This window comes from Psychroflexus halocasei (assembly GCF_900107595.1).
Taxonomy (GTDB): domain Bacteria; phylum Bacteroidota; class Bacteroidia; order Flavobacteriales; family Flavobacteriaceae; genus Psychroflexus; species Psychroflexus halocasei.
The window spans coordinates 1-15063 of sequence record NZ_FNQF01000015.1; the positions used below are offsets into that span (position 1 = coordinate 1).

The following is a 15063-nucleotide window of genomic DNA, read 5'->3' on the forward strand; positions in this document are numbered from 1 at the left end:
TCTTCAGATATGGATTAGACTATATCTCAAAATGCTTGTTATCAGGAACTAATAAATATGACCTTAATCTAATTCAATTTTTGTCGTGTACTTAAAAATCAAACAATTAAATAAATTTCATATGAAAATTAATTTTTTATCATCAGCTAAAGTAACTTTAATGGGTGCAGCATTATTAACAGGCGTATTAGTCGGCTGCAGCAGTGACGATGATGGAGGCGGAATGCCCAACCCTCCTCAAGGCGATCAATCTTTTTATAATGTTGTTTTTGGTGTCAGCTCTGAAGGAAACTCAGGAACTTACGCACAAGCTTTAGAAAATATCTCTGAAGGAAGTATTTCTTTTGATGGTCAAGGTTTTGAAGTCCCATCTGTGAGAACAGCAAGAATTTATGGTTCACCATCTGGTGATTTCCTTTACAACTTAAGCTACGGTGGCGGAATGATCTATAAATATAAAGTGAATGGCGGTTCAAGTTACCAGCAATTAGCTGAAACAAATGTTCAAGTCGCGATGGGAACTGCATACCCACGTTGGACAGTTGTAAGTAAAGATGATGCTTTGGTACATACCGTAAATACTGAAAATCAGTATGACGATAACGGCGAATATACCTTCACTAAATCAGAAGCTGTTTTTCAAAGAGTAGGTTTAGATGATATGACATTAGAAGAAAATAATGTTATAGAATTACCAACTTTTGAGGATAACTTCCATATCTGGAGAACGGATAACCCAACCATCAAAAACGGGAAAGCTTATTACGGTGTTGCAATGCGTCAATTTAATCCAGCAACTGGAGAAAATGAAAATCCTGAAACTTATAAAGCAACAACAATGATTGTTGACTATCCTTCATTAGATAATGTAGAGTTTGTCCAGTCAGAAAACGCGCAAGGTTCAACTTATGGTTACCGTACGCCAGTTTATCACGCAGATGAAGCTGGTGATATTTACCATTTATCAAGCAAACCTTCTAAATTATTGAAAATCACAAACGGTGATTATGATAATGCTTACACTTTAGATTTAGCTGAAGCTTTAGGGATGACTGAAGTTGGTGCAAATGGATGGTTCTATGTTGGTAATGGAATTGGTTACGTGCCATTTTATGATGCAACAAAAGGAAGAGACAAAGAAGATGCTGCTTGGGGTGTTGCTAGAATCGACATTTACAACCAAACTGCTGTCAAATTAAATTTACCAGAAAATTTATGGATGTGGTATTACCAATCAGGTGTTGTTGGTCGTGATGGAAAATTCTATATGGCAATCACACCATTGGGTCAGCAAGGAAATATTTACAAATTTGATCCGAATAGCGAATCTCCTGATGCTTTTGAAATCGGAGCTGAGCTTGATAACGGAGCAGACTCATTTTATTTAGGTGTTTACTAAACATTTTTTTAAATAGATTAAGCCATAATCTGAAAACTGCCTCAACGAAAGTTGAAGGCAGTTTTTTTATTCTTCTGATTTTTAGGACGTTAAATAAATTAGCTCAAATCACTTGTATTTATTGACTTTACTAGTGATTTTTTTTTGAAATTTAATTAGGATAAAATTGTCCTTTATTTAGATTTGACTTATTTTTGTGGTCATAAATCTCAGTTATGATTCTTCGCTTTTTCCACCCTCATTTTACCTTAAGATGTCTTCTTAGAAAGTCAATATTTAGACAGCAAAAAATTGAATGAAACTGATTGAACTAAGCTTCTATTAAAATGATCATTCTAAACGACTAGCAAAAAATATAGAAATGACAACTCATTAAATAGGACAAATTTGTCCTGATATGAAGTGTCAAACCATTCGAAATAAATCTCAAAATAATTAAAATTTAAAAAATGAAGAAGAAATCAATATGTCTTAGTCTTAAAAATCAACAAAAAACTAAACCTCTTAACTGAAAGAATTTTTAACCCTATAAATAAAAAAAAATGAAAAAAGTTTGGATTGTATTTGTCAGTGTTTTTGTGCTCTCCTTTGCAGTGTTAATTTGGATAGGCACAGAAGTCTATCAAGCGCAACCTCCTATTCCAAAGGAAGTTGTTATTAAAGAAACGAATGAAGTCGTTTACACAAAAGAAGACATACAAATCGGGCAAAATGTGTGGGAATCAATAGGTGGAATGGAAGTTGGCTCAATTTGGGGTCATGGAAGTTATGTAGCACCAGACTGGACAGCCGATTGGATACATAAAGAAGCTGTTTATATGCTTGAATATTGGGCACAAAATGATTTTAATAAATCTTATGAAAGCTTAGATGTTGAGAAGAAAGCAGCTTTAAAAGCACGTTTAATCAAGGATGTAAAAACAAACACCTTTGATGAAAGCTCAGAAAATATAAAAATTTCTAAACTGAGATGGGAAGCTATTTCAGAAAACATAAAGCATTATAGTTCTATTTTTCATGATGGGCATGAGCAATATGCCATTCCTGAAGGCGCTTTAACCGATGAGATTAAACTTGAACAACTCAATGCTTTTCTGTTTTGGACCTCCTGGGCAGCAAGTACCAATCGCCCTGAAAAAGATTATACTTATACTTCAAACTGGCCTCACGAACCTTTGATTGATAATACGATCACTGATGACTCATTAATTTGGTCAGGTTTATCAATCGTTTTATTAATACTTTTTATTGGGCTATTAACTTATTATTATTTGAGAGATCATGAAAAAGGAGAAGCACTTATCAAACCTAGTATTGATCCACTAACAAATCTAAAATTAGTTCCTTCTCAGAAAGCAGTTTTGAAATACTTTATCGTCATTTCGCTCTTAATTGGTTTACAAGTTATTTTAGGTATTATCACTGTGCATTATACAGTAGAAGGCCAAGCTTTCTTCGGCTTTGATTTAGGAAGTATTTTACCGTATTCTATTACAAGAACATGGCACACGCAGCTCGCAATTTTTTGGATAGCGGCAGCTTGGTTGGCAACAGGTTTGTTTTTAGCACCGATGATATCTGGTAAAGAAATGAAATATCAGGTTTTTGGTATTAATTTCTTATTTATTGCATTACTCATTATCGTGCTAGGCTCTATGTTAGGTGAATGGTTAGGAGTGCATCAGTTTCTTGACTTAACAACAAACTTTTTCTTTGGCCATCAAGGTTATGAGTACATGGATTTGGGTCGTTTCTGGCAAATATTTTTAGGCATAGGTTTAATTTTATGGGTAATAATGGTAAGCCGACATTTAATTTATGCGATTCGTAAAAATGATGAATCAAAGCATTTGGTTGTCATCTTACTCATATCAGTCGTTGCGATAGGCATGTTCTTTTTCTCTGGCTTAATGTATGGTGAAAACAGCACATTACCTGTCATTAATTATTGGAGATGGTGGCTTGTGCATCTGTGGGTTGAAGGTTTCTTTGAAGTTTTTGCAACAGTTGTTATTGCCTTTATCTTCTCTCGTATGAAAATTATATCTTTTAAAACAGCAGGATATCTTTCTGTCGCATCAGCAGCTATATTTTTGGCAGGCGGAATTATCGGAACTTTACACCATTTATATTACTCAGGAACGCCTGTACAAGCCATTGCATTAGGCGCCACTTTTAGTGCTTTAGAAGTTGTTCCGCTGACATTAATGGGTTTTGAAATTAGAGAAAACTGGAATTTATTAAAAAGTAAAGATTGGATACAAAAATATAAATGGCCTATTTTCTTCTTTATAGCTGTTGCTTTCTGGAATTTTATAGGTGCAGGTGTTTTCGGTTTCTTAATCAATCCACCAATCGCGTTATATTATATTCAAGGTCTTAATACAACAGCTGTTCACTCACATACTGCCTTATTTGGTGTTTATGGCATGTTAGGAATGGGCTTTATCATTATGTGCTTACGCTTTTATTCTGATAGAGCGTGGAACAATGTCAAACTCAAACGTGCTTTTTGGTTTTTAAACATTGGACTTATCGCAATGGTACTAATCAGTTTACTACCTATAGGAATTATACAGGCTTACACCTCAATCAGTAAAGGTTATTCTTTTGCAAGAGAAGCCGATTTACTGTATTCACCTACTGTACAAACTTTAAAATGGTTAAGAATGATTGGTGATATTATCTTCTCAATCGGAATTTTCTACTTCTGTTGGTTTGCCATTGAAGAGACAATTTATAGCTACAAACTAAAAAAATGAATTTTTGTAAATACCCTTTATTAAGTCGTTTCTTTTGAAATATTTAGTAAAGAAAGAATTAAATTAAAAAAGCTGTCTATAACTTTTAGTTAAGACAGCTTTTTTTTGGATAAATGGGTTACAGACTTATAAGCAAGCCTGATATTCTTCTAGTATGTTTTTAAGATTCTCCTCGTTTTTTAAATCGAATTCTTCATTTTCAATGTCTTTGGCTAACTGCGAACAAGCAGACAAATAATCAGCAAGAGCTGATGATAAATTTGAATTGTTACGGTCATCAACCATAAAAGCTTTTGATTGATCACTGACTTTTATCACGTAAATGGAGGCCTCATCAGGCTTTATTAAAAGCTGATGTTCATTTAACTTATAAATGCGTTTGTAAAAATAAGCATTATTAAAACCTAAATTTGATGCATTCATTAGCTTTTTCATCGCATTTCCTTTGGTTTGCATTCCAACATAACATTGCATTTGACCATCAATATCAACACAAAACTCAATAGCGTTTTTAGCTTTAAATTCTTTTGTGCGGGTTTTGCCACGATCATTTAAATATGTCATACTCATGTATTTCCCATATTTGTCAATCACATTTAAGCTTTTCAAAACATCATTTCCATCCTGAGGATTTAAGTCTAAAGGCTCAAAAATTGCAGTAATATCACCATTGATTTTCTCACCATCTTCATTGATCACGTAACCTTTAATCTTGTATAAATTGACACTGTTCTCTTTGGCAACAATAATTTTTTCTTGATGCATTTTTGCCTTATGAGATTTAGCCTCACGACCAAGCCTGTAATTTCTACCCACAGTTTCTTCAACAAAAATTTGAGCAAAGTTTCTTGAAAAATTTGATTTTAACATGGTACTTGAGCCACGATCAAATTCAAATGTTTCATCTGTATATGTTTTTGCAAAAACTGTTGTTTGTGCCATTTTTTGAGGTTTCTCAGTCATAGCAACTTGAATGCCATCTAAATCTTTAATCGCATATTGTTGACTGCTTTTATAATAATGTACGTAACCTACTATTTTAGACCCGAATGAACCTCCAAAAATAATACTGCCATCTTCTTTAACAAAAGGCTTGTATTGACCTAGAATTTCTTCACGTTTTGCAGCCTCTTCAGCCGCTGCCATACCTGCTTTTAAGTATTGATCACTTAAGGATTCTCGTTCTTCTGCAAAAAAAATACTCAGCTGATCAGCATCTAATTTTTGAGATGTAAAGATCTTATATTTTTCCATGAGCAAATGGATAAGAATCTTTTTAGAATTAAAAGAAACAGTCAACACCTCATAAGGAATTTCAGTTTTTTCACCTTCAGCAGAAGTCATCACTAACCATTGGTGAGCTTCAGTTGGACTAACAGTGACACTTTTAAAATCGACTTCAAATGCTTTTTTACCATCTAAAAAATAGAAGATATCAGTATTTAAGCCTTGCTCTTCATGCTTAGCAACAGGATTCTTGTCAATACTTATGATGCCTTTTTTGATTTTTATTTTTTGAGCAACCCCGTCAAAATTAACAGAAAAGCTAATTATTAAAAAAATAATAAATATATTCTTATATGTCATAATATGTAATTTTAAGTCCGTAAATCTACATTTAATAACTTGATAATGTTAATAATTTTATTCATTTCAATTGTTTGGTTGCAATTAAAAATTGTATCAAAATATAATTCTTCAATATTTAACATATTCTAATTAAAATTTCCCTGTCGTTTATTTCGTTAATGTTTAATTATATTTTAGTTTTGCCTAAAAATATTAATTATGATTCATAAAATTAATTTTAGACACAAAATATACATGCTTTTAAGCTTCATGATGTTAGGGGTGACAATGCAAGCTCAAAGCCAAACAGCAGAAATGAAAGGACAAGTTGTTAACGAAAAAGGAGATCCTATTCCCTTTGTAAATATTTATTCTGCTGATGAAAAAGTAGGTACAAGTTCAGGTATTGATGGTTATTATGAACTTAAGTTATCTGCTGGTGAGCATCGGCTTACTATAAGTTCACAAGGTTTTCGATCTCATAAACTTAATGTGACTTTAAAAGAACAAGAAATCTTAACCAAAAACATGACGCTTATTGAGGATGTACTTGGCTTAGATGAAATTGTTGTCACCGCAACACGAAATCGTGTGCAAAGGCGTAAAACGCCAGTCGTTGTTTCTACAGTTAGTCCAAGATTATTAACAGCAACCCAATCAATCTCAATGGCTGAAGGACTTAATTATTCGCCAGGTTTACGTGTGGAAACAAACTGTCAAAATTGTGGATTTACTCAAGTTCGCTTAAATGGTTTGGATGGTGGTTACACGCAGATATTAATGAACAGTCGTCCTGTTTTTTCATCACTTTTGGGTGTATATGGTTTGGAGCAAATCCCGACAACAATCATTGATCGCGTTGAGGTTGTGCGTAGTGGTGGTTCAGCACTTTTTGGCTCTAATGCTATTGCGGGAACGGTGAATGTTATTACGAAGGACCCAGTTTTAAATACTTGGGAAATTGGTTCAAACTTATCTTATATTGATGGAAAATCTTTTGATCGTGTTTTAAATTTTAACACTTCAAATGTTGCTGATGATTTAAAAAGTGGTGTTACTTTTTTCGGTAGCTACAGAGATCGTCAAGCTTATGATGCTGACGGTGATGGCTTTACAGAAATGGTTAAACTCAAGAATAACACGCTTGGCTCAAAAGCATTTTTAAAGCCAAATGATTACAGCCGACTTTCATTAAACTTAAATGTCATTCATGAGTTTCGTCGCGGTGGTGATCGTTTAGAACTTGCGCCACAATTTACTGATATTACTGAACAATTAGAGCATGATACTTTTATTGGCGGTTTGGATTATGAAATAAACTCCAAAGATTTTACACAACAAGTTACTTTGTACACCTCAGTAAGTCATACAGATCGCGGCAGTTTTTACGGTGGTTTAGGTGGAGGCAGAACGGCTCAAGACAGTATTCTGGCAGCCAATGCTTTTGGAAATACAAAAGATTTAGCTTGGAATAATGGTGTGCAATACACAAAACATTTTGAAAATGAAGATATCTTAACAGCAGGAGCAGAATTCAACCACAGTGCCACTGAAGATGAAATTAAAGGCTATAATAGATTAATTGACCAAACAGTCAATAGTTTTGGAAGTTATGTACAATACGAATGGAAGGCAACAGATAAATTGACAGCCTTAGTAGGAACACGTTTTGATCGTATTGATGTTGAAGGTGAATACCGTGTTGGCAATGTGGAACGTGATGTTGATATCACTCAAAATGCTATCTCACCGCGACTGACTTTATCTTATGACGTCAATGAAGCTATCAAATTGCGTGGTGGTTATGCAAGAGGTTTTAGAGCTCCACAAGCTTTTAATGAAGATTTGCATGTATCGAGTGTTGGTGGCGAACCTCAATTTGTGATCTTATCTGAAAATTTAGAAACTGAATATTCTGATGCTTATACGGCTTCTTTTAATTTTTCGAAAACTAAGCAAAAACAGCAATTTGATTTATTAGTTGAAGGGTTTTATACTCAGCTCAATGATCCTTTTACAATGGTGAGTAAAGGTGCGAGTTTACCAAATGGTTCCATTTTAGAAGAAGTTGAGAACGGTGAAGGGGCTGCTGTTTATGGCGCAAATGTGGAGTTTAAATATTCTCCTTCCACAAAATATAGCTTTCAAATTGGTGGGACATTTCAGAAATCAAAATACGAGGAAGCACAACTTTTATACGAAGCGCAAACAGGAACAACAGAAAGGGATATTTATGTAGATGAGTTTGTTAGAAACCCTGATATTTATGGATTCTTTACAGCTTCTTGGATGCCAAGTGATTTGTTTAATCTTGATATTACCGGCACTTATACTGGTGAAATGACTGTCCCACGTGTGATAAATTCCAATGGGTTTTTAAATCTTAATAAAGTTAATTCTTTTATGGATGTCAATTTAAAAATAGAATCTCATATGCATTTTAATGATAGTTTTATGATCACATTTTCAGGAGGTGTAAAAAATATTTTTAACAGTTATCAAGATGATTTTGATCAGGGACCAGAACGTGATGCAGATTATATTTATGGTCCTGCAATGCCAAGAACTTATTTTATCGGAATTAAATTTGGTAAATTACATTAAAATAAAATCTATTTTTTAAAGATAAATTCATGCAAGGTTTTTTTGTTTTAGTTTTTTTGATTTTTAGCCAATATGTTCAAGGACAGTCCCAAGTGGAGTGGATTCAGTTTCAAGATTTACAATCTGAAATTGATGAAACTCCGCAGGCTGTTTTTATCTTTTTTCACGCTGATTGGTGTGTCTATTGTAAAAAAATGGAATTGGCAGCTTTCAAAAAAGCACCAGTCATCAATTTATTAAATCAAAACTTTATCAATGTCAAAATGCATGCTGAAAGTACAGATGAAATTTTGTTTGATGGTCAGGTTTTTAAAAATAGAGAAGTTAACAATAGAAGACAATCTTACCATGAAATTCCTTTAATTTTAGCCGAACGCCATCAGGATAACATGACTTTACCTTTAAGCGTAATTTTAGATAAAAATTTTAAGATAATCAGACGTTATTTTCGATATTTATCTCCTCAAGAAATGGAGAAAGAACTGAAAGAAGTGATTTCAGTTTTAAACGATAAATAATTAATCTATGTCTCAAAATACAATCAATCCTTTAATCTCAGTAGAAGAATTAAAGACAATACAATCTCAAAATAATCTTATCATTGCTGATGTTAGATTTGGAGAAACAGCTCATCAAGCTTATTTAGAAAAACATCTTCAAAATTCAATTTTTGTCGATTTAGAAAACGATTTATCAGCTCAAGATAAAAACTTCAGCCAAGGCGGCAGACATCCATTACCAAAGCTTGAAGATTTTTCAAAAACATTAGGTCAACTTGGCATTCAGCCATCCTCACATGTTGTCATTTATGATGATAAAAACGGTGCGCTCGCAGCCGCAAGATTCTGGTGGATGCTAAAAGCCGTTGGGCATGAAAAAGTACAAGTGCTTAATGGTGGCTTACAAGCTGCTGAAAATGCTGATTTTGAAATGCAAAAAGGGGAGAAACATCTAGATACGGTCCAAGATTATCCTTTAACTTCATGGCAATTGCCTTTAGCGGATATTTCTGAGGTTGAAAAAGCAACTGAGAATGAGAATATCAATATTGTAGATATACGAGGAGAGAAACGTTATAGTGGAGAAATTGAGCCTATTGATCCGATTGCAGGCCATATTCCAACAGCTATAAATATTCCTTTTCAAGAAAATTTAAATGAAGAAGGTTTGTTTCTTTCTCCAGATAAATTACGTGAGTTATATCAAGAAAAACTTCCGACTATAGAAAGTTCAAAACTCATATTTCATTGTGGTAGCGGCGTTTCAGCCTGTCATTTTATATTAGCAATGTCAACGGCTGGATTGGAAATACCTAAGTTATATGTCGGCTCGTGGGGCGAGTGGTCAAGAAAAATGCTTCAGGGGTGAAACTATAAAGTTTTGTTTAAATTTTGCGTTAAATGATATTAAGTTGTAGGTTTATCTGTTAAATAACCAAAAACCTAATACCATGTTACAATTAAAAAATTTGACCCACAGAAGGAATCTTTTATTTTTTTGTGTATTCGGCTTCATGATGGCTTTTGCTTCATGTGCTGATGATAAATCAAAATCTGATCAAGATGACGTCACACTTGAGGAGCCTGAAATGAGAGATGAGGATGATGCTTACAAATCTCAAAAAAATAGAAAAGCAAAAAGTGCTAAAGACGATGCTTTAAAAGGCAAAAAGAAAAGAGAAAGAGAACGCATGTCAGCAGCATCAATGCCAACATTTACCTATCCAGGCTGTGAAGATGCAGATGATCCTAGACATTGTACAATTGATAAAATACAAGAATACGCATCAGAAAATTTTGATGTTAAGTCTGTTGAAGATGAAATAGTAGAAGGAGAACATACCGTTCGTGTTAACTTTATGATCGACAATAAAGGAAATGTTAATCAAGTTGAAGCACGGTCAGAATCAAGTTTACTTGCTGATGAAGCAAAACGCATTATTTCATCATTACCGACAATGAATCCAGCGATGAAAGATGGTAAAGCTATTGAAGCAACCTACGCTTTACCAGTAAAATTTAAAATTAATTAAATTCTTCATCCACTAGATATTTTATTATTGAAGCTGCTTTTATGCAGCTTCTTTTTTTAATTCACGGATATTAATTAAAACCTAAAAAAATTAAACCAGATTATATGAGACAACGAATCGGCTTATTTTCGCTAAAAATTTAAAACCATGAAAAAAATAATATTATTAAGCTTCTTAATGCTAAGTCTAAACACAATTGCACAAAAAAAATCGGATATGAAAAGCACAATTTATCAATTTACAGTTGAAGACCTTTCAGGACAAAAATTTGATTTTGAAAATCTAAAAGGGAAAAAGATCATGCTTGTAAATACTGCAAGTAAATGCGGATTTACGCCTCAATATAAAGATTTACAGGCTTTGTATGAAAAATATCAAAAAGATGATTTTGTGATTATCGGTTTCCCTGCTAACAATTTTGGTCAACAAGAACCAGGTAGCGATGAAGAAATTGCCACTTTTTGTGAGGCTAACTATGGTGTGACATTTCCGATGATGAGTAAAATTTCAGTAAAAGGAAAAGATATGCATCCTGTCTATCAGTTTTTAACTCAAAAAGAAAAGAATGATTTTCAAGATTCTGAAGTCAAATGGAATTTTCAAAAGTATTTGATAGATGAAAACGGAAAAGTTGTCCGTGTGTTGCCATCTGCAACATCACCAATGGATGAAAGTATCACTAATTGGATAGAGAAAAGTTAATTTAATATCCGATTAAAATATTTGAAAAAGAAAGCAAAAGCTTCAATGATATAACTCTAATCATTGAAGCTTTTTTTATGAAATGCTTTGAATGAGAAGAATCATTTTCAAAATATATTTAACAGACAAAACCAGTAAAATGACGCTTAAAGAGGCTATTATTGCAAATGATTTTAGTGCGTCAATATGTCAGAAATAGAAGAAGAAAAGGAACCTAAAAAACCCAAAAAAAGCTTGAGAGATCATCCGCTTTTAATTGTGCGAATTTTCGCAAATATTGGGTTTTATCTTTGGATTACCGTGATGGCAATCGGTGCATTCTTTGCTTGGTTAATTTCGCTTTTATTTATTTAACAAGATGAAGCGTATTATAATATTTTGGTGGCTCAGTGTTACCCTAAGTATTTCCTATTTGATTTTAGATCATTTTGGTGTTGAATTTCCTGTTTTCATTCGTTCCTACTTCATGGATTTGTTGTGTATGCCAGTCATCTGTGGCATCACTTTTTTTTTATTGCGGTTTTTTAAAGAAGATTTTTATTTAACAAAATGGCATGTGATAAGTCTTACTATTATGTATGCTATTTATTTTGAAATGATCATGCCACCAATTTCTGAGCGTTACACAGCTGATGTTTGGGATATTGTGATGTATGCGCTTGGTTCATTCTTGTTTTATCAAGTGCAAAAAATAGATTTAAAAAATATAGCACAAAAAAAGCCTCTGCGTTAACAGAAGCTTTGTGATATTTTAAAAAAGCTGATTTATTAAAGCTGAGCTTTGACTTCAAGAGCGACATCTTCCCAAGTTTTACTGACGCCATCACCGCCTTTATGTAAGTCATAGCAGGCTTCATTAAGTGAGGATAAGGCATCTAAAGCTTTCCAATCTTTTAATTCCATCGTTCCTGTCATTGTGACTTCGTTTGAGTCTGATACTTCAACCTTTAAAGGAATTGTGTTTGTTTCACCGTTCATGTTAATTTGAACTTTGTAATCCTCGTTATCAACCATGATTTTTCCTTTAAGCATATCAGGATCAATCATTTTATCGAAAAATGATTCTTTAATTTTCGGATCTCTCGTCCCTGTGTCATCATTCGTGAATAAGCTGCTGACCGGAATTGAAAATTCAAGATTGTTGAATAATTCTGCGACGTTTTCACCGGTTTGCTCTTCAAATTTTAAAGTTTTAAAAGTTCCATTAACTGGTGTTTTATCAGTTGTTTTATAAGCTGTCCAAGTTAATTCTGTTTTTTGAGGTGTTAACTTTAAAGATTCTTCTTTTGTTTCTTTTTGTTCAGTTTGCGTTTGTTTTTCTGAATTTTCAGTTTTGTTGTTTTTCTGGCAACTCATTGTGACTGATAGTACAGCAACAAACAAATAAAGTGATATTCTTTTCATTGTAAAGGATTTTAATTTTTGTTAAAATTACAAAATGATTAAGCATTAGCAAACTTGGTTATCTAAAATAAAACTTAATTCATTTTAAAATGCAACTTGTTAGCATGATTTTACTTTGGCTAGTTTATAAATCCTGATATCTTTGCTGAAAATAATGGGGTGCTTGCATAAAATGCTGGCTGAGATGAAACCCAAGCGATAGAGCAAAACCTGATCTGGATAATGCCAGCGGAGGTATATTTTTTAATTACACTCTTCTTAAGCGAAGGATTTCGTCACTTCATTTTAATTGTAAAAACTGATGTTTGAGGAAATTCTGACACCGATTAATATCATGCAAACTTTAGGCACCGGCTTTGGTGTGGTGCAAGTTATTTTATCTCGACAGAATAATATCAACAATTACTTGTTTGGTATTCTTGCTATTTTACTCAGTACAGTCGTGCTTTATCGCTCTAAACTTTATGGTGATATATTACTAAATATGTATTATTTAGTAATGAGTGTTTATGGGTATTTCTACTGGAAATACGGGAAAGAAAAAGCTCAACGCCCAATTTCTGTGACAACTTTAAAAGAGCAATTTTATGCCATTAGCATTGTTTTAGCATGCTTTGGTTTAATGTATTATTGGTTGGCTTTTTACACTAATTCTGATGTGCCATTATGGGATGCAATTGTTAGTGCATTTGCATGGGCAGGCATGTGGCTGATGGCAAAACGTAAGTTGGAAAACTGGATTTATCTTAATATCAGTAACATCATCTCGATTCCTTTATTAGTTTATAAAGAGCTTTATATCTACGCCGCTCTAAGTGTTTTCCTGTTTATTTTAGGAACATCGGGTTACTTGAACTGGAGACGAATTATGCGAAAGAAAAAAGAACATGAATATATCACAGCTTAGAAAATTATGCTTAGGAGCAAAAGTTTTTCCAAACGAAATTATAACTTGGATTGAAGAAAATAATCTTTGGAACATCTGGGTGCCTCAATCTTATGGCGGCTTAGAGTTGACTTTAACAGAAGGCCTCAAAAAACTAAAACATCTTGCAAAAATTGATGGTAGCTTAGGCTGGACATTAACTCTTTGTAGCGGGGCTAATTATTTTGTGGGCAATCTTCAGCCCGAAGCAGCAGAAAATATTTTCAAAAATAAACCCTCTCAAATTTCTTTTGGCGGAAGTGGTGGCATTTTCGGAACTGCCGAAAAATTTGGCAATATTTATCGAATTAATGGAACTTGGCGCTATGCCACAGGCGCGCCTTATTTATCGCATATGACATTAAGTGCAAAAATTCTTGAAAACGGTAGGCAAGTCAAAAATTCTGATGGCACTGATATGATGAAGTCTTTTGTAATTCCTCGTGAAAAAGTTGAACTAATTAAAGACTGGTCAACAATGGGAATGCAAGCTACAGCAACACATTCATTTAAAGTTTGCGATGTTGAGGTGGAAGAAAAATATAGCTTTGTCTATGATAAATTTTATACATCACAAGATGTTTTTAAAATACCATTTAGGGTTTTTGCCGACTTTACTTTGTGGGTGAATTATCTAGGAATGTTTGCTCATTTCATAGAAGAAGGATACGAGTCTTTAACTGAAAAGCGGCAAAAAATGCTACTACAAATCGATAGTGAAACTGAAAATTTACTTTTTAAATTAGCTTCTCATGTTGAATATCAAATAGAAAAAGCTGAGTCCATCACAGAAGAAGATCAAGCTGAAATACATCGTTTAGCATCAGCATCCGTCAAAAAAATGACAGCTGCTATCACTTCAGTTTATCCATATTTAGGTGTCAAAGCGAGCCGAACAGATCAGCAACTCAATCAGATTTTTAGAGATTATTTTACAGCGACACAACACCACATTTTTAGATAGAAGTTGATGGTTTTGTGTTTTCTTCAAGCAAAGATTTGAGTTCTTTCAAGGATTCTTCTTTAATTAAGTCAGGATTGATTTTGAGCTTATGAGTTTCAGATTCGAGAATGATATCGCCTTTTATGTTTTTGATTTGTTGAATGTCTTGAAGTTTAATCTTCTTGCTTTTCAATTTATGTAATATGAGAATGTCATTCTCAATGCTTATATATTGATAGTAGTTCTCAAAGAAGTAGCCACACAAATATAAAATGCCTAAACCTGAATAGCTATAAATCATGAATTTTTGAGATGAAAATATAGAGCCTAATATGCCAAGAGTTAACCATAAAAGGCCTAAAAAAAGATTTGATCTTAATCGCTTTTTCGTGTAGCGTATTTTTAAAGATTTTTTCATTTACAAAAATATCATGTAAATATATAGTTTTAATCATATTTAAAGATTGTCAATTTAATTTTACATAAAAAAAGCTGTCTCATTAAAGACAGCTTTCTCAACAAAAAAACTCAATCACAACTTAATTAGAGCCAATATTTCCTTGCGCTAATAAAACATTAAGTTCACTTGCACTTTTATGTACGTTGATATAACCGTTGTAGTCTAATGTGACCCGTCCTGAATAAAGGCTACATAATTTTAAACATTATGTACAAAAATGACAAAGTAATTAGACGTTATTCAGAACCTTTCAAATTGAAAAT

Annotated in this window: 14 protein-coding genes; 11 read left to right on the plus strand and 3 right to left on the minus strand. The window is 33.2% G+C overall.

Annotated elements, in window-relative coordinates; translation table 11 throughout:
• Positions 1-121 precede the first annotated feature (121 nt).
• Entirely contained in the window at positions 122-1399 is a 1278-nt protein-coding gene (locus BLV84_RS11800; RefSeq protein WP_143521366.1) for a hypothetical protein, read from the plus strand.
• 542 nt (positions 1400-1941) lie between these two features.
• The gene (locus BLV84_RS11805; RefSeq protein WP_093245885.1) at positions 1942-4161 is read left to right on the plus strand and encodes a nitric-oxide reductase large subunit; all 2220 of its coding nucleotides are present in this window, start codon (positions 1942-1944) and stop codon (positions 4159-4161) included.
• 126 nt (positions 4162-4287) lie between these two features.
• On the opposite strand, the gene BLV84_RS11810 is transcribed toward BLV84_RS11805, so the two are convergent.
• Positions 4288-5748, minus strand: a complete 1461-nt coding sequence (locus tag BLV84_RS11810) for a hypothetical protein (protein WP_093245887.1) — start codon at positions 5746-5748, stop codon at positions 4288-4290.
• A gap of 201 nt (positions 5749-5949) precedes the next feature.
• On the opposite strand from BLV84_RS11810, the gene BLV84_RS11815 reads away from it, so the two are divergent.
• From BLV84_RS11815 to BLV84_RS11840, 7 genes are all read left to right on the plus strand, one after another.
• Positions 5950-8334: a TonB-dependent receptor gene (locus BLV84_RS11815; RefSeq protein WP_234953151.1), complete on the plus strand. Its 2385-nt coding sequence runs from the start codon at positions 5950-5952 to the stop codon at positions 8332-8334.
• Between the two features lie 29 nt (positions 8335-8363).
• Positions 8364-8852 (plus strand): thioredoxin family protein, encoded by a 489-nt coding sequence (locus BLV84_RS11820; protein ID WP_093245889.1) that lies wholly within the window; start codon positions 8364-8366, stop codon positions 8850-8852.
• Between the two features lie 7 nt (positions 8853-8859).
• Positions 8860-9702 carry a sulfurtransferase gene (locus BLV84_RS11825; RefSeq protein WP_093245891.1) on the plus strand — a complete coding sequence of 281 codons (843 nt, stop codon included), beginning with the start codon at positions 8860-8862 and terminating at the stop codon, positions 9700-9702.
• Between the two features lie 82 nt (positions 9703-9784).
• Positions 9785-10366 carry an energy transducer TonB gene (locus BLV84_RS11830; protein WP_093245893.1) on the plus strand — a complete coding sequence of 194 codons (582 nt, stop codon included), beginning with the start codon at positions 9785-9787 and terminating at the stop codon, positions 10364-10366.
• Between the two features lie 147 nt (positions 10367-10513).
• The gene (locus tag BLV84_RS11835; RefSeq protein ID WP_093245895.1) at positions 10514-11068 is read left to right on the plus strand and encodes a glutathione peroxidase; all 555 of its coding nucleotides are present in this window, start codon (positions 10514-10516) and stop codon (positions 11066-11068) included.
• A gap of 186 nt (positions 11069-11254) precedes the next feature.
• Positions 11255-11422 (plus strand): hypothetical protein, encoded by a 168-nt coding sequence (locus tag BLV84_RS12535; RefSeq protein ID WP_159429429.1) that lies wholly within the window; start codon positions 11255-11257, stop codon positions 11420-11422.
• Between the two features lie 4 nt (positions 11423-11426).
• Positions 11427-11801, plus strand: coding sequence for a hypothetical protein (locus BLV84_RS11840; protein WP_143521367.1), 375 nt, complete (start codon positions 11427-11429; stop codon positions 11799-11801).
• 35 nt (positions 11802-11836) lie between these two features.
• Here the strand turns inward: BLV84_RS11840 and BLV84_RS11845 are convergent, their stop codons facing one another.
• Positions 11837-12472, minus strand: a complete 636-nt coding sequence (locus tag BLV84_RS11845) for a YceI family protein (RefSeq protein ID WP_093245899.1) — start codon at positions 12470-12472, stop codon at positions 11837-11839.
• A 301-nt stretch (positions 12473-12773) separates the two neighbouring features.
• On the opposite strand from BLV84_RS11845, the gene pnuC reads away from it, so the two are divergent.
• Together pnuC and BLV84_RS11855 are read left to right on the plus strand one after the other, a co-directional pair.
• Entirely contained in the window at positions 12774-13379 is a 606-nt protein-coding gene (pnuC, locus tag BLV84_RS11850) for a nicotinamide riboside transporter PnuC (protein ID WP_093245901.1), read from the plus strand.
• Positions 13360-14361, plus strand: coding sequence for an acyl-CoA dehydrogenase family protein (locus BLV84_RS11855; RefSeq protein WP_234953152.1), 1002 nt, complete (start codon positions 13360-13362; stop codon positions 14359-14361). The genes pnuC and BLV84_RS11855 overlap by 20 nt, the downstream gene beginning before the upstream one ends.
• On the opposite strand, the gene BLV84_RS11860 is transcribed toward BLV84_RS11855, so the two are convergent.
• Positions 14354-14758: a hypothetical protein gene (locus BLV84_RS11860; protein WP_093245903.1), complete on the minus strand. Its 405-nt coding sequence runs from the start codon at positions 14756-14758 to the stop codon at positions 14354-14356. The two genes, BLV84_RS11855 and BLV84_RS11860, sit on opposite strands and share 8 nt — an antisense overlap.
• Between the last annotated feature and the right edge of the window lie 305 nt (positions 14759-15063).